This is a genomic window from Nocardioides sp. QY071 (assembly GCF_029961765.1).
Lineage (GTDB): Bacteria > Actinomycetota > Actinomycetes > Propionibacteriales > Nocardioidaceae > Nocardioides.
On the sequence record NZ_CP124681.1, the window covers coordinates 3552546 to 3575926 of the forward strand.

Annotated in this window: 18 protein-coding genes; 8 read left to right on the top strand and 10 right to left on the bottom strand. The window is 72.7% G+C overall.

Annotated elements, in window-relative coordinates; all coding sequences use genetic code 11:
- Positions 1-6: 6 nt before the first annotated feature.
- Complete coding sequence (locus QI633_RS17195; protein WP_282426450.1) at positions 7-1575, bottom strand: ABC transporter substrate-binding protein; 1569 nt, start codon at positions 1573-1575, stop codon at positions 7-9.
- 223 nt (positions 1576-1798) lie between these two features.
- On the opposite strand from QI633_RS17195, the gene QI633_RS17200 reads away from it, so the two are divergent.
- From QI633_RS17200 to QI633_RS17215, 4 genes are read left to right on the top strand one after another with little or no spacing between them, the layout of a single operon-like run.
- Positions 1799-3016 (top strand): aminopeptidase P family protein, encoded by a 1218-nt coding sequence (locus QI633_RS17200; RefSeq protein WP_141798073.1) that lies wholly within the window; start codon positions 1799-1801, stop codon positions 3014-3016.
- Positions 3017-3019: 3 nt separating this feature from the next.
- A complete protein-coding gene (locus QI633_RS17205) occupies positions 3020-3703 on the top strand; it encodes a GntR family transcriptional regulator (RefSeq protein ID WP_141798072.1) in 684 nt (227 codons plus the stop codon).
- A complete protein-coding gene (locus tag QI633_RS17210; protein WP_282426451.1) occupies positions 3700-4632 on the top strand; it encodes a 2-hydroxyacid dehydrogenase in 933 nt (310 codons plus the stop codon). Before QI633_RS17205 ends, QI633_RS17210 begins: the two co-directional genes overlap by 4 nt.
- The gene (locus QI633_RS17215; RefSeq protein ID WP_282426452.1) at positions 4632-5375 is read left to right on the top strand and encodes an SDR family oxidoreductase; all 744 of its coding nucleotides are present in this window, start codon (positions 4632-4634) and stop codon (positions 5373-5375) included. Before QI633_RS17210 ends, QI633_RS17215 begins: the two co-directional genes overlap by 1 nt.
- A 12-nt stretch (positions 5376-5387) precedes the next feature.
- Here QI633_RS17215 and QI633_RS17220 read toward each other — a convergent pair whose 3' ends face one another.
- Positions 5388-5753 (bottom strand): DsrE family protein, encoded by a 366-nt coding sequence (locus tag QI633_RS17220; protein WP_141798070.1) that lies wholly within the window; start codon positions 5751-5753, stop codon positions 5388-5390.
- Between the two features lie 125 nt (positions 5754-5878).
- Positions 5879-6937 carry an alpha/beta fold hydrolase gene (locus QI633_RS17225; RefSeq protein ID WP_282426453.1) on the bottom strand — a complete coding sequence of 353 codons (1059 nt, stop codon included), beginning with the start codon at positions 6935-6937 and terminating at the stop codon, positions 5879-5881.
- A gap of 107 nt (positions 6938-7044) precedes the next feature.
- Between QI633_RS17225 and QI633_RS17230 the strand changes: the two genes are divergently transcribed.
- The 4 genes from QI633_RS17230 (at position 7045) to QI633_RS17245 (ending at position 12026) form a co-directional block, all read left to right on the top strand.
- Positions 7045-8175 carry a M20 family metallopeptidase gene (locus QI633_RS17230; RefSeq protein WP_282426454.1) on the top strand — a complete coding sequence of 377 codons (1131 nt, stop codon included), beginning with the start codon at positions 7045-7047 and terminating at the stop codon, positions 8173-8175.
- Positions 8172-9017: a GNAT family N-acetyltransferase gene (locus tag QI633_RS17235; RefSeq protein ID WP_141798068.1), complete on the top strand. Its 846-nt coding sequence runs from the start codon at positions 8172-8174 to the stop codon at positions 9015-9017. The genes QI633_RS17230 and QI633_RS17235 overlap by 4 nt, the downstream gene beginning before the upstream one ends.
- Positions 9014-10117, top strand: a complete 1104-nt coding sequence (gene menC / locus QI633_RS17240; protein WP_282426455.1) for an o-succinylbenzoate synthase — start codon at positions 9014-9016, stop codon at positions 10115-10117. Before QI633_RS17235 ends, menC begins: the two co-directional genes overlap by 4 nt.
- A gap of 238 nt (positions 10118-10355) precedes the next feature.
- On the top strand, positions 10356-12026 hold the full coding sequence (locus tag QI633_RS17245) for a helix-turn-helix domain-containing protein (RefSeq protein ID WP_282426456.1): 1671 nt from the start codon (positions 10356-10358) through the stop codon (positions 12024-12026).
- On the opposite strand, the gene QI633_RS17250 is transcribed toward QI633_RS17245, so the two are convergent.
- The 7 genes from QI633_RS17250 to QI633_RS17280 all read right to left on the bottom strand — a co-directional run bounded on the left by QI633_RS17250 (position 12010) and on the right by QI633_RS17280 (position 23338).
- Positions 12010-14976 carry a prolyl oligopeptidase family serine peptidase gene (locus QI633_RS17250; RefSeq protein WP_282426457.1) on the bottom strand — a complete coding sequence of 989 codons (2967 nt, stop codon included), beginning with the start codon at positions 14974-14976 and terminating at the stop codon, positions 12010-12012. The two genes, QI633_RS17245 and QI633_RS17250, sit on opposite strands and share 17 nt — an antisense overlap.
- Positions 14976-16838, bottom strand: coding sequence for an ABC transporter substrate-binding protein (locus tag QI633_RS17255; protein WP_141798065.1), 1863 nt, complete (start codon positions 16836-16838; stop codon positions 14976-14978). Before QI633_RS17255 ends, QI633_RS17250 begins: the two co-directional genes overlap by 1 nt.
- A gap of 131 nt (positions 16839-16969) precedes the next feature.
- Complete coding sequence (locus tag QI633_RS17260; RefSeq protein WP_222117786.1) at positions 16970-17866, bottom strand: ABC transporter permease; 897 nt, start codon at positions 17864-17866, stop codon at positions 16970-16972.
- The gene (locus QI633_RS17265; protein WP_282426458.1) at positions 17863-18813 is read right to left on the bottom strand and encodes an ABC transporter permease; all 951 of its coding nucleotides are present in this window, start codon (positions 18811-18813) and stop codon (positions 17863-17865) included. Before QI633_RS17265 ends, QI633_RS17260 begins: the two co-directional genes overlap by 4 nt.
- Position 18814: 1 nt before the next feature.
- On the bottom strand, positions 18815-20896 hold the full coding sequence (locus QI633_RS17270) for an ABC transporter ATP-binding protein (protein WP_282426459.1): 2082 nt from the start codon (positions 20894-20896) through the stop codon (positions 18815-18817).
- 88 nt (positions 20897-20984) lie between these two features.
- Positions 20985-22022 carry a membrane dipeptidase gene (locus QI633_RS17275; RefSeq protein WP_141798063.1) on the bottom strand — a complete coding sequence of 346 codons (1038 nt, stop codon included), beginning with the start codon at positions 22020-22022 and terminating at the stop codon, positions 20985-20987.
- Complete coding sequence (locus QI633_RS17280; protein ID WP_282426460.1) at positions 22019-23338, bottom strand: serine hydrolase domain-containing protein; 1320 nt, start codon at positions 23336-23338, stop codon at positions 22019-22021. Before QI633_RS17280 ends, QI633_RS17275 begins: the two co-directional genes overlap by 4 nt.
- Between the last annotated feature and the right edge of the window lie 43 nt (positions 23339-23381).

Here is a 23381-nt window from a genome sequence, read left to right on the forward strand (position 1 = left end):
GTCGACTCAGTCCTCGATCTGGTAGGTCTGCGGCATGTAGCCGGTGTGCGCGGGATAGAGCTCGACACCCGTGACCGTCGTCGGTACGACGACCGTGGTCACCTCGTCCGCGACCGGCATCGACGCCGAGTCGTCGACCAGGTCCTGCTCGACCTGCTTGTAGAGGTCGCACCGCGCGGCCGCGTCGCCGGTGGCGTTGGCCTGGTCGAGCAGCTTGTCGATCGCCGGGTTGCCGTACTGCCCGAAGTTGGTCGAGGTCTCGCGGAACTTCGAGTGGTAGCGGGTGGTCAGCAGGCTGCCCACGTCGGGGGTCGGCGGGTTGTCCCAGATGACCGCCATGTCCGGGGTCGTGCCCACCGAGCCGAGGGACTCGATGTAGGTCGGGTAGTCGACGGTCTTGAGCTTCACCTTGACCCCGAGGTCGCGCAGCGTGGACTGCAGCGCGGTCGCGGCGTCGGCCTGCTCGGCGAAGATCGCCTGGTAGGCGAGGGTGAGCTCCTGGCCGCTCGCGGCCAGCCCCTTGAGGAGCTCGCGGGCCTGGTCGAGGTCCTGCTCGAAGGGCGCGATCTCGGGCCGGCAGTCCATCACCGCCGGTGCGACGCCGGTCGCCACGGCGCCGTGGCCGCCGAGGATCGTCTTGACGTGGGCCTGGTAGTCGTAGGCGAGGCGGATGCCGAGGCGCACCGACGGGTCGTCGAACGGCGCCCGCTGGGTGTTGAAGTAGACGTAGAGACCCTGCGCCTTGGCCAGCTCGACCGAGGTGAAGTGGTCCTGCTCGAGCACCGTGGCGAGGTCCTGCGGCTCGATGCCGTCGGCCACGTCGATGTTGCCGGCGAGCATCTCCTCGCGCTGGGTCGAGCTCTCCGGGATCAGCCGGTAGACGATCTTGTCGGGGGCGGCGGCGTTGGCGTCGCCGGTGAAGTCGTCGTACTTCTCGAAGATGATCTGCCGGTTCGGCTTGAAGTCCTCGAGCGTGTAGGGACCACTGCCGGCCTCGTGGGAGGCGAGCCACGACTGGCCCTGGTCGGAGCCGGCGTTCTTCTCGACGAGGGCGGAGTTGACGACGTAGACCTTCGCGAGCCCGCCCAGGAACAGCGAGGACGGCGCGGCGAGGTTGATCTTCACCTCGGTCGGGCTGACCACCTCGGCCGACGCGTAGTCGGAGAGGAACTGCGCGACACCGACACCGAGCGCCTTGGCCCGGTCGAAGGTGTACTTCACGTCGTCGGCGGTCACCGGGGCGCCGTCGTGGAACTTCGCGCCGTCGCGCAGCGTGAAGGTCACCGAGCGGGCGTCGTCCGCGACGGTCCAGGCCGTGGCCAGGCGCCCCTGGAGGGTGCCGTCGGGGTCGTAGTCGACGAGCGACTCGTACATCGGCACCACCGACTGGTCGACCGTGCTGTTGTCGGCCAGCACCGGATCGATGTTCGGCACCGTGCCGTCGACGCCGAAGGTGAGGGTCGTGTCGCCGGCAGCACCCGAGCCGCTGGGATCGGCAGCACAGGCGGTGGCGGTCCCCAGCGCGAGGGCCACCAGGCCGAGGCCGAGCGCCCTCTTCGTCCGAAAGGTTCTCACTCCGTGCTCCTTTGTGTCCGTGTCCGCCTGTGAGCCAACTCACCCGGCGTGTATACATAGAACAGCACATACGCCGGGATGGAAACAAGGCTTTCATCTAACTTTCTAAGCACTTAAATATTGATTCCCGCCTTGCTACGGTGATTCTGGCTCGCCGACGGGCAGCACACCGGCTCAGAGCCCGCGATCACCAACAGATGATTTGGTATACGAGGAGACCGATATGACCGAGTTCCCCACCCTGACGACCACCGAGCGCGACCGGCGCTACGCAGCGGTCCGCGCCCTCATGGACCAAGCCGGCCTCGACGCCGTCCTGGTGTCGGGACAGGGCCGCGACCAGCTCGACCGATACCTCACCAACGAGGGCACCCGCAGCTACTGCGTGCTCCCCCGCCACGGCGAGCCGGTGTCCGTCGTGCCGACCGGCAACATCACGCTCGGCCGGTACGACGAGCCCGGGAGCCGCTACGAGCGCTGGGTCACCGACCAGCGCCTGACCCGACCAGGCCACCAGCTGGGCGACGTGCTCGCCGACCTCGGCCTCACCGCCGCGACGATCGGCGTCGTCGGGCTGCGCAGCCGCGCCCCGGCCAGCGTCGCCGGCACCATCCCGTTCGGGACCTGGCAGCGTGTCCTGGACCGGCTGCCCGAGGCGAGCTTCGTCGACCTGCACGCCGAGTTCGAGCAGCTGATGCTCGTCCACAGCGAGGCCGAGCTGGCGATGATCCGGCACTCCGCGGCGATCGGCGAGGCCGCCTGCGCGGCGATGATCGAGGTCGCCGGAGCCGGTGTCCGCGAGTCCGAGATCTCCGCTGCCGGCATGCAGTCGGTCACCGCCGCCGGCGGGCTCTGGCTCAACGGCCCCCAGCGCAGCGGCGCGGAACGCCTCGGCTGGGCCGGCCCCGACTGGCCGTGGATGGGCGGTGGGTCCCGGGTCCTGGAGAAGGGCGACGTCTACGGCGCCGAGCTGTTCACCCTCTACGGTGGTTTCGAGTCACAGCAGCAGGTGGAGATCTCGGTCGGGCAGCCGGACGACGTCCACCGCCGGCTCGAGGAGGTCGCGGTCGAGGCCTATCGGCGCGGGGTCGACTACCTCCACGTCGGCGGGACCTTCGCCGAGCTGTGCGAGGTCATGGAGCAGCCGCTGCGCGAGGCAGGAGCGTGGAACATGGGACCGGTCGTGCAGACCGTCTCGCCCGTCATCTACAACGGCGCGACGCACGTGGGGATGGACCAGCAGGCCGGACTGGCCGGCGTCCCCCTGCCTCACACCACACCCCGCGACGGCGACTTCGTGATCGAGCCCGGTGTCGCCTTCGCGTTCGAGCCGAACGCCTGCCTGGACCGGGCACGGGTGAGCATCGGCGGCACGGTGATCGTCACCGAGCAGGGTGTCGAGGAGCTCAACTCACTGTGCCTCCGGGTGAACGTGGTCTAGGCGATGCTCGACATCCACCACCCCGAGGGCGACGACGACCTCACCGAGGACCTCCTCGTCGACCGCATCTACGCCGACCTCGTCGAGCGCATCGTGTCCGGCGCCGTCGCGCCCGGTGAGCGGCTCCGCGAGACCCACGTGGCCGACATGCTCGACGTCTCCCGGGTCCCGGTCCGCGAGGCGCTGCGGCGTCTCGAGTTCGACGGCCTGGTCGAGATCCGGCCGCGCCGGGGTGCCACCGTGCGGCAGCTGACGATCGCGGACGTCGAGGAGCTGTTCGACGTCCGCGAGGCGCTGGAGGTGCTCGTCGCCCGGCTGGCGGCACGGCACATCAACGAGCACGGCATCGCCCTGCTCGAGGAGGCGCTCGAGCGGTCCGGCGGCGCCCACCGCACCGGCGACGAGCGGCACATCGCGGCCGCCACCTCCCAGTTCCACGAGGTCATGCTCGAGCTGACGGGCAGCAGCCTGCTCAAGGCGCTGATGCGGGTCGTCTCGGGTCGCGTGCACTGGTTGTTCCGGCTCACCACCTTCCGCGGCGACCACGGCCACGGGGCCGAGCACGAGGCGCTGCTCGACGCGATCCGCAACGGCGACGAGGAGATCGCCGCCGCCCTCGCCTACGCCCACGTCGCCCGCGGACGGCGTCCGACCCTCGAGGCGCTGGCCTCTATGTTGGACGGGTGAGCCGACCGACGATCCTCCGAGTCCCCCCGCTCAGCCCGCAGCTGCACGAGGCCGTCGGCGAGCGGTACGACGCCGTTGACCCGGCCGACCTCCCGGCCCGCGCGGGCGACGTGGTCGGCATCGTGTGCACCAACACCGGCCGGGTCGGCAGCGAACTGATCGCGTCGCTGCCGAACCTGGGCGTGATCGCCAACCACGGCGTCGGCTACGACAACATCGACGTCCCGGTCGCACTGGCGCGCCGGATCGCGGTCAGCAACACCCCGGAGGTGCTCGACGACGCGGTCGCCGAGACCGCGATCGCGCTGCTGCTCGCCGTACGACGGGAGGTGGTCGCCGCCGACCGCTTCGTGCGGGACGGGAGCTGGCCGGCTGGCGCGTACCCCCTCACCGCGCAGGTCGCCGGCAGCCGGGTCGGCATCATCGGGCTGGGCCGGATCGGGCGAGCGGTCGCCACCCGGCTCGAGGCCCTCGGCTGCACGGTGAGCTACCACAACCGCCACCAGGTACCCGACGTCTCCTACGCGTACGCCGCCTCGCCGGTCGAGCTGGCGGCCTCCGTCGACAGCCTCGTCGTGGTCGTCCCGGGCGGCTCCGCGACCGACGCGCTCGTCGACCGGAAGGTGCTCGACGCCCTCGGCTCGGACGGGGTGCTGGTCAACATCGCCCGCGGATCGGTCGTCGACCAGCCCGCGCTCGTCGCCGCGCTGCAGGACGGAAGGCTCGGTGGTGCGGGCCTCGACGTCTACGCCGACGAACCGAACGTGCCGGCCGAGCTGATCGCCCTCGACAACGTCGTGCTGCTCCCCCACGTCGCATCCGGCACCCACGTGACCCGGGCCGCGATGCGCGAGCTGACGCTCGCCAACCTCGACTCCTGGCTGGCGGACAGCACCCTGCGCACGCCGATCCCCGAGATGGAGGCGTGATGGACCTCGGCCTGGCTGGCTCCGCGGCCCTGGTCACGGGCGGCAACCGCGGCATCGGCCGCGCCGTCGCGACTGCGCTGGCGCGCGAGGGCGCTCGCGTCGTCCTGCTCGGGCGCGACCCCGACACCCTCGCCACGACGGCCGGCGAGATCGGTGCGGCCGGGCACGTCGTCGCCGACACCACCGACGACCCGGCCGTGGTCGCCGCGGTCGACGAGGCGGCCCGCCTGCTCGGCGGCCTCGACGTCCTGGTCAACTGCGCTGCGCCCCGGGCGACGACCGCCGCCGTCCCGGGCCTGCCCGGCCTCGACGAGGCCGACTTCCTGCGCAACCTCGACACCAAGGCGCTGGGCTACCTCCGCACGGCGCGCGCCGCGGCGCCGTACCTGCGGCGTCGGGGCGGCGCGATCGTCAACGTGAGCGGCATGAACGCCCGCGCGACCGGCAACATCACCGGCTCGGTGCGCAACATCGCGGTCGTCGCGCTCAGCAAGAACCTCGCCGACGACCTCGGCCCGGCGGGCATCGCAGTGACCTGCGTGCATCCCGGCCTGACCGTCACCGAGCGCACCGAGGGCGATCCGCAGTACGCCACCGCGGCCTCCGCGAACGCCCTGGGCCGGCCCGTGACCGCCGCCGAGGTCGCCGACGTCGTCACCTTCCTCGCCTCGCCGCGCGGCCGGGTTGCCAACGGCGCGGTCGTCACCGTCGACGGCGGGCGGCCGGGTGCGATCTGGGCCTGAGCACGGAGTCGCTCAGTAGCTGAACGACGTCGCGCCCTCCTCGCCGATCCACTCCCACATCGGGACGGTGCCGCCGATCTCCGCGCCCTTGACCAGGTTCTCGGGGTCGAGCGCCTTCGCGTTGAAGCACAGCGGGCAGACCAGGTAGGTCCCGCCGGCCGCGAGGTAGCGCTCGAGCAGCTCGGGCAGCGACGGGCAGCCCTCGCAGGCCCGGCCCACCGCGACGCCCGGTACGGCGAGCCGCACGGCCTCCTTGGTCAGGAACATCAGCGTCGGGCGTCCGTGCTCGGCCGCGCCGAGCGCGACCAGGAACGCCACGGTGACCCGCTCGGGGTCCTCCATCCCGGTGGCCAGGCTGACCACTGCCTTGTTCGACATCGTCGTCTCCTTCGTCGGTGCGGCGGGTGTTCGCCGATGCGTCCGACGCTAGGAATCCGGGGCGCCTGCGGGCATCGGTGCCGACGCGCAACCGCGGCGACGCGGTGGCTGCCGACGCGTACGCGTCAGGCCCGTGCGTCGATCCCGAGGACCCGGCAGACCGCGGCGGCACGCGCCGTACGCCCGGACAGGCCGAGCTTGAGGTAGACGTTCTGGAAGTGCCGCTCGACGGTGCGCACGCTCAGCGTCAGCCGCTCGGCGATCGCAGTGTTGTCGAGGCCCTCGGCGGCCAGCAGCAGGATCTCGCGCTCGCGCGCGGACAGGTGGTCGACGGGTACGACGACCCGGTCTGCGGCGAGGAAGCCGGCCACCTCGTGGCGGAACACCGGCCAGGCCGGCTCGTCCGCGAGCAGCACGTGGTTGCGCGAGTCGAGCATGACCAGCCGCGCGTCGGGGATCGCGGCCGCGAGCCGCGGTCCCCAGCCGGGTGCGACCCGGTCGCCCTCGGCGTGCAGGACCAGCGTGGGTGCGCTGATCCCGGGCAGCAGCTCCCGCACGTCGACGGCGTGGCGGGCGATCCGGCTGCACACGGCGTTCTCGGTGTTGGTCGAGGTGCGCTGCAGCTCGTCCATCCACGCCATCTGCTGCTCGGTGGCGTCAGGGATGAAGGCGTTGGTGAACACCCGGCGGAACAGCGGGTCCGGCCGCGCCCAGCCGGCCCGGATCATCGCGCGGAACGCCTCCTCGGCGGCCTCGTCCTCCTGCTGGATGCCGCCGCCGGCCATGCCGCCGTAGAGCACCAGCCGGCTGACCCGCTCGGGATGCGCGTGCGCGTAGGCGACCGCGACCGGTGCCCCGCCGGACATGCCGAGCACCGCGAACCGGTCGAGCCCGGCGGCGTCGACCAGCGTCTCGAGGTCGGCCAGGCGGCGCGCCAGGGAGAAGTCGGTGACGTCCCACTCGGAGAGGCCGAACCCGCGCTCGTCGTACCTGACGACGGTGGCGACGTCCCCCAGGTCGTCGAGGAAGTGCCGCCACACCGGGCTCTGCCAGTCGTGCTGCAGGTGGCTGAGCCAGCACGACACGATGAGCAGCGGCGGGCCGGATCCGTGGCGCGCCCACGCGATCCGCACGCCGTCGTCGGTGCGGCAGAAGCGGACCTCCTGGGTCCCGGCGCTCGCCACGATCGAAGCGTACGCTCGTCGGACTCGGGCTGCCCGACGAACGCGGACCCGGAATCTTGGCCGGGCCGACAGCCCGCGGCGTCGCCGCGTTCCCGATGCTGGGCAGCATGCACCAGCAGGCACCCGACCGCGCCCTCCCGTCGCTCGACGCGATGGTCGCCGACCTCGAGGCGCTGGTGACCTGCGAGTCCCCGTCGGAGGACCTGGCGGCGGTCGCGCGCAGCGCCGAGGTGGTGGCGGCCCTGGGCACCCGCCTGCTGGGCGTGGGGCCCGAGCGGATCGTGCTCGACGGCTGGACCCACCTGCGCTGGCGGTTCGGCACCGGGCGCAGGGTGCTGGTGCTCGGCCACCATGACACCGTCTGGCCGCTCGGCTCCCTCGAGACGCACCCCTTCGGCGTGAGCGACGGCGTGCTGCGCGGGCCCGGCTGCTTCGACATGAAGGCCGGCGTCGTGATGGCGCTGCACGCCCTCGCCGCGCTCGACGACCGCGACGGCGTCACCCTCCTCGTCACCGGTGACGAGGAGATCGGCTCCCCCTCCTCGCGCGCGCTGATCGAGCACGAGGCTCGAGGTTGCGCCGGCGCGCTGGTCCTCGAGGCGGCAGGCCCCGGTGGCGCGCTGAAGACCGAGCGCAAGGGCGTCTCCCGGTACGACGTGCTCGTCACCGGCCGCGCCGCGCACGCCGGCCTGGAGCCCGAGCGCGGCGTGAACGCGACCATCGAGGTCGCCCACCAGGTGCACGCGGTCGCCGCGATCGCCGACCCCGAGCGCGGTACGACGGTCACTCCGACCCGCCTCGACGCCGGTACCACGATCAACACGGTGCCCGCCGCCGCCGGGTTCGGGGTCGACGTACGAGTGCGCGACGAGGGCGAGCAGGACCGCGTGCATGCGGCGATGCACGCGCTCCGGCCGGTTCTCGACGGTGCCGACGTCGAGGTCGTCGGCGGGCCGAACCGGCCCCCACTGACCCCCACCGCGACTCGCGACCTCTACGACCGTGCGGCCCTGCTCGCCCACGACCTCGGGCTGGACCCGGTCACCTCGATCTCCGTCGGCGGCGCCTCGGACGGCAACTACACCGCCGGCGTCGGCACCCCGACCCTCGACGGACTCGGTGCCGTGGGCGGCGGCGCGCACGCAGACGACGAGCACGTGCTGGTCGCCGAGCTGCCCGGCCGGACCCGGCTGCTGACCGCTCTGGTCACGGACCTCCTGGCCGTGGACCGCCCATGACCGCCTGGACCGACGCCGACAAGGCCGCCGCCGGCGCGGGGATCACGATCCGCACCCTCGACGACATCGCGTCGCTGGAGGACGTCCGCCGCCTCTACGAGCGGATCTGGCGCACCGGCGCGACCAACCCGCCGGTCACCGCGGACCTGCTCCGCGCGATGGCGAAGGCGGGCAGCTATGTCAGCGGCGCCTACGACGGCGACGAGCTCGTCGGCGCCTGCTTCGGCTTCTTCTCCGCGCCCGCGCGCGACGCGCTGCACAGCCACATCGCCGGTGTCGCGCCGCGGATGGCCGGCCGGCACGTCGGCCTGGCCCTCAAGCTGCACCAGCGCGCGTGGACGCTCGACCAGGGCGCCGGTGCCATCACCTGGACCTACGACCCGCTGATCCGGCGCAACTCGTGGTTCAACCTGGGCAAGCTCGCCGCCGACGTCACCGAGTACCTCCCCGACTTCTACGGGCCGATGGACGACGACATCAACCGCGCCGACCCGACCGACCGGGTCCTCGTGCGGTGGTCGCTCGACGCACCCGCCGTCGTCGCCGCGTGCGCCGGGACCCCCCGCGCCGTCGACGTCGAGCAGCTGCGCGCGGACGGCGCGGTCGTCGCGCTGGAGGTGTCCGCCGCGGGCGGCCCGATCCTGCGGCCGGCGTACGGGCGCACGGTGCTGGTCGGCGTACCCGTTGACGTCGAGGGCCTGCGCGAGCAGGACCCGGCGCTCGCCGCCACGTGGCGCGAGGCGCTGCGCGAGGTGCTCGGCGGGCTGCTCGCCGGAGGCGCGCGGGTGCGGGAGTTCGACCGATCGGGTTGGTACGTCGTGGAGAGGAAGGAAGCGCAATGAAGCTGACCGGGGTGGAGATCCGGACCGTCGAGGTGCCGCTGGTGGCGCCGTTCCGGACGTCCTTCGGGACCGAGACGGTACGCCGGGCGCTGCTCGTGCGCGCCGTCACCGACGACGCCGAGGGCTGGGGCGAGTGCGGCGCCGGGACCGGGCCGTTCTACTCCTCCGAGTACACCGAGGCCGCGGCAGACGTGCTGGAGCGCGTGCTGGTGCCGATGGTCGCGCAGGTCGAGCATCTCGACGCCCACCGGGTCGCGCCGGCGCTGCAGTCGGTCCGCGGTCACCGGATGGCCAAGGCAGCACTGGAGACGGCGATCCTGGACGCCGACCTGCGCGGCCGGGGCGTCTCGTTCGCCCACGCGCTCGGTGCGGTCCGCGACCGGGTGCCCTGCGGGGTCTCGGTGGGCATCACCGAGTCGATCCCCGCGCTGCTGGACGTGGTCGAGGGGTACCTGGCCGACGGCTACCTGCGGATCAAGCTCAAGATCGAGCCCGGGTGGGACGTCGAGCCGGTGCGCGCCGTACGGGAGCGGTTCGGAGACGTCCTGCTGCAGGTCGACGCCAACACGGCGTACCGTCGGGGCCACACCCGGCATCTCGCCCAGCTCGACGACTTCGACCTGCTGCTGCTGGAGCAGCCGCTGCCCGAGGACGACCTGCTCGGCCACGCCGAGCTCGCCAGGTCCGTCCGTACGCCGATCTGTCTCGACGAGTCGATCGTCTCCGCCCGGGCCGCGGCGGACGCGATCACGTTGGGCGCCTGCTCGATCGTCAACATCAAGCCCGGCCGGGTCGGCGGCTACCTGGAGGCGCGCCGGATCCACGACGTCGCGTCCGCGCACGGGATTCCGGTCTGGTGCGGCGGCATGCTGGAGACGGGCCTGGGCCGGGCTGCCAACCTCGCGCTGGCCGCGCTGCCCGGCTTCACCCTGCCCGGCGACACGTCGGCCTCCGAGCGCTACTACGCGACCGACCTGACCGAGCCGTTCGTGCTCGAGGACGGTCACCTGTCCGTGCCGACGGGTCCGGGCCTCGGCGTCAGCCCGCTGCCGGACGTCCTCGACGAGGTCACCGTCGACCGGACCTGGATCCCCCTCTGACCCCGTTGAGTTGCCCCATCCTCACCGTTGAGTTGCCCCATCCTCACCGTTGAGTTGCCGCTTCCCAACCGTTGAGTTGCCACCCCGCACGGCAAGTGGCAAGTCAACGGTGAGTTCGTGGCAACTCGACGGCGAGTTCGTGGCAACTCAACCGCCTGTTCGATCCCACCAGCATCTGTCACGATTTCGTCGTGCCGGACGAACGACGACCCCATGCCCCGCGGCTAGCGTCGGGCGGGTGGTGACCGTGGCCGACCTCCCCCGCGCCGGACTCGCTCGCGTCGTCGAGGAGCTCGGCAGCACCCTGCTCGAGGTGGTCTGCGGCGAGGTGCAGCGGCCCGAGGAGATCGGCGGGGTGGTCATCGACGACCCGCTCGACGAGCCGGAGCTGCCCGAGCACGCGCTGGTCCTCGGGGTCGGGCTGCAGGAGCCGGCGGCGATCACCGAAGCGGTCGAGCGGCTCGGTGCGCAGGGCGTGCTCGGGCTGGTCGTCCGCGCGCCCGTGGCGGGGAGTGACGAGCTCGCGGCGACGGCGCGTCGTACGGGCGTCACGGTGCTCGCGCTGGCGCGCGGGGCCGCCTGGACCCACCTGGCCGGGATGATCAGGACCCTGACCAGCGACGGCCCCGAGCTCGACCCGGAGCCGCTGGGCCGCACCGGCGCGGGGCTGCGCCAGGTGGTCGGCTACCAGTCCGGCCTCGACGACCTGTTCGCCGTCGCCAACGCGATCGCCGCGCTCGTCGACGCCCCCGTGACGATCGAGGACCGCAGCTCACGCCTGCTCGCGTTCTCCAGCCGCCAGGAGGAGGCCGACACCTGGCGGGTGCAGACGATCCTGCGCCGGCAGGTGCCCGAGGACTACACCCGTCAGCTCGAGGAGCAAGGCGTCTTCCAGGAGATCTACCGCTCCACGCGGCCGGTCTGGGTGCCGCCGCTGTCCGACGACGAGCCGTCCGGCAGCGGGCGCGCGGCGATCGCCGTACGCGCGGGCGACGAGATACTCGGCACCATCTGGGCGGTCGTCAACGAGCCGATGGACGAGGCCCGCGGGCAGGCGCTGTACGACGCCTCGAAGCTGGTCGCCATGCACCTGGTGTGGGCGCGGGCCGATGCCGACGTGGAGCGGCGGCTGCGGGCCGACCTGCTCAGCACCGCGCTCGAGAGCGGCCCGCGCACCGCGGAGACCCTGCGCCGGCTGGGGCTGAAGGACGAGCCGGCGGTCGTCCTCGCGCTGACCGTGGTCGGCGCCGGGACCGAGAGCCCGCTGCCCGCGCAGCTCGCCGTCGAGCGCAAGCGGGTCGCCGACGCCTTCGCGCTGCACCTGACCGCCGTGCACCCGCGCAGCGCCGCGGGCCTGGTCGGCGACGTCGCCTACGGCATCCTGCCGGTCGCGCGCGGCCGCAAGGACGGCGAGGAACGCGCCGCCGAGATCGCCGCCGACTTCCTGTCCCGCGTCGACTCCCGGCTGCGTCCACTCGTCGGCGTCGGCCCACTCGCCCCCGGCAGCGCCTCCCTCAAGCGCTCGCGCACCGGCGCCGACCGCGCCCTGCGCGTGCTCCGCTCACGTCCCGGCCAGCAGGTCGCCCGGCTCGACGACGTCCACCTCGAGGCCCTGCTGCTCGAGCTCGCCGACCGGGTCCCGCGCGGCGACATCCCCAGCGGCGCCGTCGCGCGGATCGTCGCCTACGACCAGGAGCACCAGAGCAGCCTGGTCGACACCCTGCGCGCCTGGCTGGACGCCTTCGGCGACGTCGCCATCGCCTCGGCCGCGATGTACGTGCACGCCAACACCTTCCGCTACCGCCTGCGCCGGGCCGCCGAGGTCGGCCGGCTCGACCTCACCGACCCGAACGCCCGGCTGGCCGCGATGCTCCAGCTGCGGCTGATGGACCTCACTGCTCCGGACTGAGCCCGAGCTGCTGGACGAGGAAGCCCAGCCACTCGACGTCCTGCGCGACCACGACCTCGGGACTGGTGGCGGCGCCGTGCCCGGCGTCCTCGAAGACGTGCAGCAGGATCGGGGCATCGCCCTCCTGCGCAGCCTGGAGACGGGCCACGAACTTGCGCGCGTGCCACGGGCGGCAGCGGGGGTCGGTGGCGCCGGCCTGGACGTAGACGGCCGGGAAGGTGCCCGGGCCGATCAGCTCGTACGGCGAGCGGCCGATCATCCGGCGTACGTCGGCCGGGTCGTCGGGATCGCCCCACGCCTTGCGGATCACGAAGTCGAGGTAGGGGTCGCGCATGCCGGCGACCAGGTCGAGCAGGGGCGCGCGCGGGAGCACCGCCCGCCACAGGTCGGGGCGGGTGGTGACCGCGACGCCGCACATCAGGCCGCCGTCGGAGCCGCCGGTCAGCGCGAGCCGGTCGGGCGTCGTACGACCGCTTGCGACGAGGTGCTCGGCGACCGCGACGAGGTCGTCGTCGCGGACGTGCTTGGTCTCGCGGTGCGCGGCGAGGTACCAGTCCCGCCCGAGCTCGCCACCTCCGCGCAGGTAGGCCTGGACGACGGTGCCACCGGCGGCGACGAAGGCTGCCAGGTCGGGCTGGTACGACGGCAAGGTGGGCACATTGGCCGCTCCGTACGCCGTGACCAGGGTCGGCGCGGGCGCCGCGTCGCCGTCGGTCGGGCGGATGACGTGGAAGGGCACGAGCGTCCCGTCGGCGGCGGGCGCGGCGTCCTCCTCGAGGACCGCGTCGAGCGTCACGACCGGCGCGAGCAGTGTCTCGACGTCCGCGGCACCGGCGCGGTGCCGGTGCACGCTCCACGAGGTGGTGGGCGTCGAGAAGGCGAACAGGAAGTCCGGGGTCGGCCCACCGGCCGCGAGGCCGGTCAGCGCGAAGAAGGGCGCCGCGAGGGCACCTCGACCAGGAAGCGGCACGTCGCCGACCGCGCCACCGCAGCGCTCGAGGACGCGCACCCGCGCGAACGTCCGGTCGAGCTCGGACAGGTAGAGGTGCTCCCCCACCGGCGTGACCGAGCGCAGCACGGTCGGCCCCTCGGCGACCAGCTCCTCCCAGCAGGAGACGTCGTCGGGCGACGCCGCGTCGAGCGGGATCGCGACCAGCCGGCCGCGGGCGGCGCCGACATCGGTGACCGCGACGTACCTGTCGCCGACGACGTGTCCCGCGACGGTGCCGGTGCAGGACGTGACGAACGGCCGCCACGAGGCCTGCGGGGAGGCCAGGTCCCGCACCGCGACGGGGATCGGGCTGCCGACCCGGTGCGAGGCCACCAGCCAGCGCCCGTCCGGCGAGGGCTGGACCAGCGTGTACTCCCGCGAACCCGCGGGCACCGGCACCGGCTCGACCACCGTGGCACCGGTGGCGAGCGCGTGGTGGAAGGTCGCCTGCACGAACTCCTCCGGAGTGCCGGTCAGCGCGAAGAACCAGAAGCCCGCGCTGTCGGCCGCCCAGGAGACGCCGCCGGCCCAGGCACTGTGCAGCACCTGTGGCGGCGCGGGCAGCCGCTCACCGGACGCGACGTCGACGAGCCGGATCGTGTTGTGCTCGCTGCCGTCGGTGCACACGCCGATCGCCAGCACCCGGCCGTCGGGCGAGGGTGCCAGCCACGAGAGCAACGCCCCCGCCTCGAGTACGACGACCGGGACCCCCGCACCGTAGGGCTCATCGGCCACCACCACCGACGAACCCACCGGCCGGAACCACCGCCCCGCCGCATGCCGGGGCAGCACCGGTCGTGCGCCGGCGTCGTACTCCTCGACGAGGGCCCGCAGCGCCGCGCGGTCCTGCCCACCGAGGATCGAGCCGGTCGCTACCTCGGCCTGCCTGCGCTGCCAGGCATGGACCTCGTCATCCTCGGCCTCCAGCCAGCGGTACGGGTCCGGCACGGAGACGCCCGCCCGGGTGGCGACGACCTCGACGGTCCGGGTCGGCGGGTACGGCGCCGCGAGCTCGCGCCGCAGCCGCTCGAAGGCGCCGGGCACGCGGTGCACCTCGCCGAGGTCGAGCACCAGGTCGAACGCGTCGTCGTCCAGGACCGGACCGGGAACGCCCTCCTCCAGCGCCACGGCCCAGTCGAAGGGCCGGTCCGAGCGGTCGGTGATCCGGACCGCGGGGCCGGAGGCGAAGGTGGTGCCGACCAGGAGCAGGTCGGAGCCCAGCGCGTCGGCGAGAAGACCGCCCAGCGTCGGCAGTCCGTCGTACGGCGTGCGCTGGACGTGCCCGTCGTGCGCGCTGACCAGCACCCGCTCCTCGCGCTCCAGCACCCAGCGCACGGTGTCGGCCATGAACCGGTCCCGGTCCTGGCCGTCGGCGAACGCCAGGACCGAGGCGGCCAGCCGCTCCGCCACCGGGTCGCCCATGGCCAGTCCACGCGCGGCCAGGGCTCGCAGGTCGGCCAGCAGCCGCTCGCGCGCGGAGCCGGACAGCCCGGCGTACCGGACCGCCGCCTCCACCCGGCCACCGAGGTCGCTGCGCCGCAGCAGGTCCGGATCCCCCGCAGCTGCGGGGATCCGGGCCAGCAGGGCCCGCACCGCGGGCCCGGGAGAGGTCGAGCCACCCGGCACGTCCATGCCGTACACCCGCACCCCGCCGTGGGAGCGCAGCCACGAGAGCTGCCGGTGCACGACGGCGGAGTGCCCGAAGCCGTAGGAGATCGCGTCCCGAGCGACGTCCTCGACCCTGCCCGGCCCGCCGCGCACCCAGGCGTCGACGGCGAGCCCCTCCGCGAACCCGGCCTCCAGCACCAGTGCGGTGAATCCGTGCTCCGCGACGAGCATCCGCAGCGCCTCGTCGCGCAGCTCGTTGAGCTCGGTGACGTTGTGCGACGCCTCGCCCAGGGCGACCACGCGAGCGCCGGTCGCGGCGCCGCGCAGTCGCTCCAGGATCGGTGTCGCCATCACTTCGTGAGATACCACTCTTCCGGGCTGTACAGGAAGCTCAGCAGCGCCTGGAACGACTCCGGCGGGCCGGACAGCGTGTCCTTCCAGACCACCAGCGTGTGCGGCGTCGGGAAGAAGAGCACCGGCAGGTCCTCGGAGATCGTGGTGATCTCCTTCGACAGCACCGCCGGGTCCGCGCCGAAGGTGGACTCGTCGATCAGCTTGTCGACGTCCTTGTTGGAGTAGCTGCCGAGGTTGAAGCTGCCCGTGGTGTTGAAGACGGTGTTGCTGCTCGGGTAGCCGGCGGCGAGGTAGAGCGGCCCGTAGTCCTGCATCGCCCACTCGTTCTTCGTCGCGGGCGCGAAGCTGTTGCCGTAGTTGGAGTACATGTAGTTCAGCGACTTGGTCACGACCTTGACCTCGATGCCGAGCTTCTTGGCCTCCGAGACGAAGGCGACGTCTCGTGCGCCGACGTACGCCGGGGTGTTGGCCGAGGCCAGCGTGAAGCTGATCTTCGCGCCCTGCGGGATGCCCGCGCCGCACTGGTCCTCGGCGGTGCCGGGGCTCTCGCAGGTGGTGGTGCCGTTCGGCGCCACCTTCCAGCCGTGGTCGGTCAGGAGCTTCTGGGCCGCCTCCGGGTCGTAGGGGTAGGGCGCCTCGTCGCCGAACTCCGGCGGGTACGGCGAGTCCGCACCCGCGGTGCTGTAGTTCTCCGAGGCCGCGCCGTTGTAGATGCCGCGGCTCTCGACGTACCCCTGCTGGTCGATCAGGTGCTGCAGCGCCCGGCGCACGTAGGGCTGGGCGATGATCTTGTCGAAGTCGTCGACGGTGTTCTCGAAGTTGATGGTCAGCGAGTCGAAGCGGGCCGGCGCCGGGGCGCCGTACACGTGGTAGCCGTCCTTCTTGAGGGCGTCGATCTCGGTGACGTAGCTGGAGTCGAGAGTGCCGACGGTGAGCGTGCCTGCCTTGTACTGGTTGAGCACGGCCGAGGCGGAGGTGAACGCCTTGAAGTCGACCTGGTCGAGGCGGGAGTCGCCGGGACCGGCGTACTCCTCGTTGGGCACCAGTGAGAACGAGCCGGTCGTGGAGTCGAAGGACTTCAGCTTGTAGGGGCCGTTGACGACCTGCCACAGCGGGTTGGTGGCGAAGCCGGCCTGGTCCTCGGACTGCTTGGTCAGGTAGGTGTAGATCGCCTTCGCGTTCTTCTCGTCGGTGAAGTCGAGCTGCGGGCCGCCGGTCTCGGCGATCGCCCACTCCTGCGACGGCATCACGTAGAGCAGCGCCAGCATCGAGAGCAGGTAGGACTCGTTGTACGCCGTCTCCAGGTGGAAGGTCACGGTGTCGTCGGCCGTCGCCTCGGCGGTGACCCCGTCGGGGAACTGGCCCGGCGTGTAGAAGCTCCAGTTGCCGGGGCTCTTGTCGAGCGCCGCCTTGAGCAGGTCGAGGGAGAAGACGACGTCGTCGGCGCTCACCGCACGGCCGTTGGACCAGGTGCGGTCCTTGAGCCGGACGGTGACGGTCCTGCGGTCCTCGCTGACCTCGGGCAGCTCGGCCAGGCTCTGCTCGGGGTTGACGACCTGGTCGCCGGTGCCGCTGGTGCGGTAGAGCCCACGCCACATCAGCCCGCGGGCGATCACGGTGCCGTTCGCCGAGGCGGGCGGGTAGGGGTAGATGTAGTTGGGGCTCAGGCCCGGCGTCAGCGCGACCGTGATCGTGCCGCCGTCCTGGGGCTTGCCGGTCTCGGCCGGGATGTCCTTGTACTTCTTCGCGACGTCCTTCGTCGATGCTCCTTCGCTGGAGCATCCCGAGACGAGGAGGGCGACCACCGCGACCAGGGCCACGCCGAGGCGGCCGGTTCGCTGTCCACGCAGGTGGGTCATGTCTTCTTCTCCGCAGTGTGGGTGGGGGTCTTGCTGTTCGGATGAGGCTGCACCAGCGGTACGGCGGCCGGTTCGTCCGAGTCGACGATTCCTCAGCGGCGGTTTCGGGGAGTACGACGGCCGGTGCGGACCTAGTCGGCCTTGCGCCCGACGGCGTCCCGGAGCGCGTCGGCGAGCAGGTTCAGGGCGAGCACGGTGAGGACGATGAACCCGCCGACGGGGTAGATCAGCCACCAGTAGTCGGCCGAGATGTAGGTGACGCCGCTGGCCAGCTGGCTGCCCCAGTCGGTCGTCGGATAGCTCAGCCCGAAGCCGAGGAAGCCGAGCGCGGCGACCACGAGCACCGCGTCGGCCACCTGGAAGGTGACGTTGACGATGATGACGCCCATCGCGTTGGGGATCAGGTGGGCGAAGATGATCCGCCGTCGCGAGGCGCCCATCACCCGGGCCGCGAGCACGTACTCCCGCACCCGCAGGGTCAGCACCTCCCCGCGCACCAGGCGCGCGGAGATCAGCCACGAGAAGGCGCCGATGACCAGCGCCAGGGTCCAGGCGTTCGCGTGGAAGCGGGCCGACAGGATGAGCACGAAGAACAAGAAGGGCACCGACAGGAGCACGTCGACCATCCGCATCAGGAAGCCGTCGACCACGCCACCGGCGAGGCCGGCCACGGCGCCGTACACGGTGCCGAAGGTGGTGGCGAAGACCGCCGCCAGCAGGCCGATCTGCAGCGACACCTGACCGCCTGCCATCAGCCGGCCGAGCACGTCGAAGCCGTTGGTGTCGGTGCCGAGCGGGTGCCCGGGGCCGGGCGGAAGGGCGGCGTCGAGCAGGTTCACGTCGGTCTGGTTGGTCCTCCACACCAGCGGGCCGAGGTAGCAGAAGGCGACGACCAGCAGGAGCAGCGCACCGCCGGCCAGGCCGAGCGGGTGGTGCCGCATCCGTCGTACGGCGGCCCGGAGGCCGGCGGGCGCGGGCGGCGGCAGGACGGTCTCGGGCGTCGCGGGGGTGGCGGGCACAGCGGTCATGAGGCCAGCTCGATCCTGCGGTCGGCCATGGCCACCGCGATGTCGGCGATGAAGTTGCCCACGACGGTCAGCACGCCGCCGATGAGGGTGTAGGCGAGCAGCACGGGATAGTCCTCGCGCTGCAGGCTGTTGAGGAACAGCAGCCCGAGCCCGGAGTAGTTGAACAGCGACTCGACGATCAGGTTGCCGGCCAGCAGCAGCGGGATCATCGTGCCGACCAGGGTGATCAGCGGCAGGCACGCGTTGCGCAGCAGGTGCCGGGTGAGCACCAGCCGCTCGGGCAGGCCCTTGGCGCGGGCGACCCGGATGTAGTCCTGGCCGAGCTGGTCGAGCGCCGAGGAACGCTGGTACTGGCTGAAGATCGCGATGCTGGTGACCGCGATGGTGACGACCGGCAGCGCCATCGAGCGCGGGTCGGTGAACACCACCCACGGCGAGTGCGACTGCGATGCCTCCGCCGGGAACAGGTCCAGCTGCTGGCTGAACACCGCGATCAGGACCAGGCCGAGCAGGAACGCCGGTGTCGCGTAGAGGACGTACGCCAGGCCGGTGGCGACCCGGTCCACCACGCTGTTGCGCCTGACCGCCTGCAGGATGCCCAGCGGTACGGCGACGAGCAGCGCCAGCACCAGCCCGGCCAGCGACAGCATCGCGCTGCGGCCGGCATTCTGCTGGAGCAGGGTGCCGACGTCCTGGTTGAGCTTGTAGGAACGGCCGAGGTCGCCGTGCAGCAGCTGGCCGAGGTAGCTGAGGTACTGCACCACGACCGGGCGGTCGAAGCCGTGCTCGTGGTTGAAGTCGGCGACGGCCTGTGGGCTCGCACGCTGGCCCAGCACCACGCGGCCCGGGCTGTCGGAGACCAGGTGCAGGAGGAAGAAGACGACGGCCGAGATGCCGAGGAGCACCACGGCGGAGACGGCGAGCCGCTTGGCGACGTACCACGCCATGTCAGGCACCTCCGGACTTGCTCTGCAGCGGGAAGTGGCAGGCCACCTGGTGGGTGGCGGTGACGTCCTCGAGGACCGGCTCGACCTCCGCGCAGAGCTCCGTGGCGAGTGGGCAGCGGGTGCGGAACCGGCAGCCGCTGGGTGGGTCGAGCGGGCTGGGCAGCTCACCGCGCACGCGCTCGGCACGCGGCTGCTGGGCGGTCGGCGACACCTCGGGTACGGCGGCCAGCAGCCCTGCGGTGTAGGGGTGCGCGGGTGCGGCGTACACCTCCTCGGCGGTGCCACTCTCGACGAGCTTGCCGAGGTACATCACCCCGACCCGGTCGGCGAGGTAGCGCACCACGGCCAGGTCGTGGGAGATCACGACGCTGCTCAGCCCGCGCTCGCGCTGGAGCCGGCGCATCAGGTTGAGCACCTGGGAGCGGATCGAGACGTCGAGTGCGCTGACCGGCTCGTCGGCGACGAGCACGGTCGGGTCGAGGGCGAGCGCCCGCGCCAGCGCGACCCGCTGGCGCTGGCCGCCGGACAGCTCGTGCGGGTACCGCTCGAGGACGGTTGCGGGCAGGCCGACGTCGGCGAGCAGGTCGCGGGCGGTGGCGGTGCGCTCGGCGCGGGTGCCGATGCCCTGGATGGCGAGCGGCTCGCGCAGCACGGCACCGATCCGCATCCGCGGGTCGAGGGCGGCGCCGGAGTCCTGGAACATCATCTGCAGCCGGGCCCGGTGACTGCCCAGCTCGCGCTGCCCCATGGTCGTGACCGAGCGGCCCTCGAAGACGACCTCGCCCGAGGTGGGCCGGTCGAGCGCGACGAGCATGCGCCCCAGGGAGGACTTGCCGCAGCCCGACTCCCCGACCAGGCCGAAGGTCTCGCCTGCAGCGACCTCGAAGCTGACACCGGAGACCGCCTTGACCGTGCGCTTCGAGCCGAACCAGCTGCCGTGGCCGGCGGGGTACTCGCGGTGCAGGTCGACGACGCCGAGCCGCGGGCCGGTGCCGTCCTCCGTCGGCCGGCGCTCGGCCTCGGCGATGCGCACGGCGGTGTGCTGGACGGGGCCGGAGGCCGGGTTCCAGCAGGCGAAGGCGTGCGCGCCCTCGGTGAGGATCGGCGGCTGCTCGGTGCGGCACTCGTCGGTGGCCGCGGCGCAACGGGGCGCGAAGCGGCAGCCGGGCTGGGTGGCGGAGAGGTCCGGCGGCGCGCCGCCGATGCTGTAGAGCTCCTCGCCGCGGTCGTGGGTGAGGGAAGGGATCGAGGCCAGCAATGCCTGCGTGTAGCGGTGCCGGGTGCGCTCGAAGAGGTCGGTGGTGGGTCCGGTCTCGGCCAGCCGGCCGGCGTACATGACACCGACGCGGTCGGCGTGCCGCGCGATCACGCCCATGTCGTGGGTCACCAGGATCATCGCCATCCCCAGGCGGGCGCGCAGGTCGTCGAGGAGGTCGAGGATCTCCGCCTGGATGGTGACGTCGAGGGCGGTGGTGGGCTCGTCGGCGATGACGACCTTGGGCTCGCAGACCAGCGCCATCGCGATCATCACGCGCTGCCGCATGCCGCCGGAGAGCTGGTGCGGGTGGTCGTCCATCCGCTCGCCGGGGCGCGGGATGCCGACGAGGGCGAGCATCTCCTCCGCGCGCTGGCGGGCTGCCCGCTTCGACAGGCCCTGGTGCAGGCGCGCGGGCTCGGCGACCTGGTCGCCGATGCGCCGGGTCGGGTTGAGCGCGGTGAGCGAGTCCTGGAAGGCCATGGCGATGTCGTTGCCGCGGATCCGTCGGTAGGCGGGCGCCTCCAGGCCGACCAGCTCGCTGCCGGCGAAGTCGATCGAGCCCTGCGTGACGCGGCCGCCGGCAGGCAGCATCCCCATGATCGCCAGGCCGGTCATCGACTTGCCGGAGCCGGTCTCGCCGACGATGCCCAGGGTCTCGCCGCGGTGCAGGTCGAGGCTGACCCCGGACACGGGGCGTACGACGCGGTCGCCGCGGCGGATCTCCACCGACAGGTCGCGAACGCTCAGCACCCGGTCGGTCGCCAGGACGGGATCGGTGATCACTGCGGTGCTCTCTGCGGTGCTCTCTGCGGTGCTCTCTGCCACGCAACGATGGTGCGACGCGGGTCACGCCCGGTGTTGGTGCGGGCCGCCCGAGCTGGGGTGGGCGGTTCGTCGGCGGGGACGAACCGGCTCATGCGGGGCGGCCGAGCTCGGCGACGTACAGGCGTCGCACGTTCGCCCCCAGCACGGCGACGACGTCGGCCTCCGCCCAGCCCCGACGCAGCAGCGCCTCGGTCACCAGCGGCAGTCCCGCCGGACCCTCGAGACCGGGGAGGTAGGCGTCCGCGGGCACGCCCTCGACGAGGGCGACCTCGCAGCACGGCGGCGTGGTGTCGGCCAGGACCTCCTTGACGAAGTCCGGGCCGAGGCCCACGTGGTCGATGCCGGCGAGGGAGACGACGTGCTCGAGGTGGTCGACCAGCCGGTCGACCGAGTAGTCCTCGGCGTGGAGGTACGGCGCGAAGAAGTTCACGCACACCAGGCCACCGCCGTCCGCGATCCCCCGGATCTGCGCATCGGTCAGGTTGCGATGGTGGTCGAAGAGCGCGCGGGCCGAGGAATGGGTGGCGATCACCGGGCGCGTCGCGAGCTCGAGGACGTGCTCGACGCCGGCGCGGCCGAGGTGGCTGACGTCGAACAGCATGCCGAGGCGCTCCATCTCCTGGTGCGCCGCGACTCCTGCCTTCGTGAGCCGTCCCCCGGTGCCGTCCTCGCCACTGCCGTCGGCGAGCGCGGTGCGGCCGAAGTGGGCGAGCGAGGCGACCCGCACGCCCAGCCGGAAGAGGGTCTCGAGCAGCTCGACGTCGTCCCCGACGCCCGGCGCGCTCTCGAGGGCGAGCACGAGCGCGATCCTGCCCCGGCGCAGGGATTCGTCGATGTCCGCACCGTCGCGGCACAGCGCGACCTCGTCGGGGTTGCCCTCGGCCAGTCGGTGCGCCGCCTCGATCATCCGCAACGTGCGGCGCAGCGCGCCCTCGGGGCGGTAGGGGTCCTCGATGAACACCGGCAGGGTCTGCAGGTCGACGCCGCCGGCCCGCAGCTGCGGCAGCCACCGCTCGCGGAAGAAGGTGGCCCACCGCTCGACCGGACGGGCGACGACCGCGCAGAGCAGGTCGTTGTGGGTGTCGGCGACGACGGACTCCGCGTGGAGCCGGCGAGGGTCGGTCACCGGATCCTCCGGTCTGCTCGTCCGGTGTGCAGGTACGCCGCCCGCCCGGTGCCGTCGTCGCCGAGGAAGGCCACCGGCTGGTGCACCCCGCCCTCGGGCTCGAGCGGCCACAGGGTGTCGCCGCGCCAGGCGACCAGCTCGGTGCGAAACGGCGGCTCGTCGATCTCGGCCAGCACCCCGAGCGGGGTGCGGTCCAGCCACAGGCGCCCCTGCCCGTCGAGGCTGACGACGGTCTCGCCGACCTCGGAGACGTAGGTGCCGGCGTACCGGACCGGGTCGGGGGTCGTCACCGTGGCGGGCGGCGGGGGTGGCGCCGGGAGGTCGACGCCGGCGAGCTCGCGGAGCAGGTGACCGGTCACCGCGCGGTGCAGCAGCTTCGCGGGACCGCCGTTGGTGAGGACGGCGACCGCGAGGTCGTGCTCGGGCAGCAGCCGCAGGAAGGCGGACTGGCCGATGGTGTTGCCGTCGTGGCCGACGATCGGCGTCGGGGCGAGCTGGAACAGCTCCCAGCCCAGGCCCCACGCCTCGCCCTGGCCGAGATCCGGCAGCCTCACCTGCGGCTCCCGCATCCCCGCCAGTGCGGGAGTGGCGAGGTGGTGGCGCGCGAAGGCGACCAGGTCGCGGGCGCGCATCGCGAGCATCGAGCCCGCCGGCGCGTTCGACCGCGCCAGCGCCCACGTGTCGGTCGGGCGGCCGTCGACGTGCCCGACCGCGGTGCGGTGCAGGATCGCCTCGTAGGGGTCGGTGGCGGCGCCGGTCATGCCGAGCGGGTCGAGCAGGTGGGTGCGCAGGCAGGCGTCGTACGGCGCGCCGCGGACCACCTCGACGAGCCGGCCCAGCACGCAGAACCCGGCGTTGTTGTAGGACCACATCTCGCCGGGAGGGAACAGCTGCGGTACGCCGGCGAGCAGGTCGACGTACCTCTCGACGCAGTCGTCGCCCTTGCCGGTGTCGGTGAAGACGTCGCCCTCGAAGCCCGCGGTGTGGGTGAGCAGCTGGCGGACCGTGACGGCCGCGGCGGCGGTCTCGTCGCCGAGCCGCAGGCCGGGCAGCCAGGTGCGGACCGGACGGTCGAGGTCGACCAGGCCCTCGTCGGCGAGCTGCTGGACGAGGGTCGCGGTGAGCACCTTGGTGATCGAGCCGATCTGGAAGATCGCGTCGGTCGTCGCGGTCACCCCGGTGGCGGCACTGAGCGTGCCGGCGGCGGCGTCGACGACCCGGTCGCCGTACGCGACCGCGACCGCCGCGGCGGGCACTCCGGTCTCCTCGAGCAGCGTGGGCAGCCGCTGTTCCAGCCAGTCGTCGATCCCGCGCATGGCCGCAGCCTAGGCGGCGCGGCCGGCGGGTCCTTCGTCGATC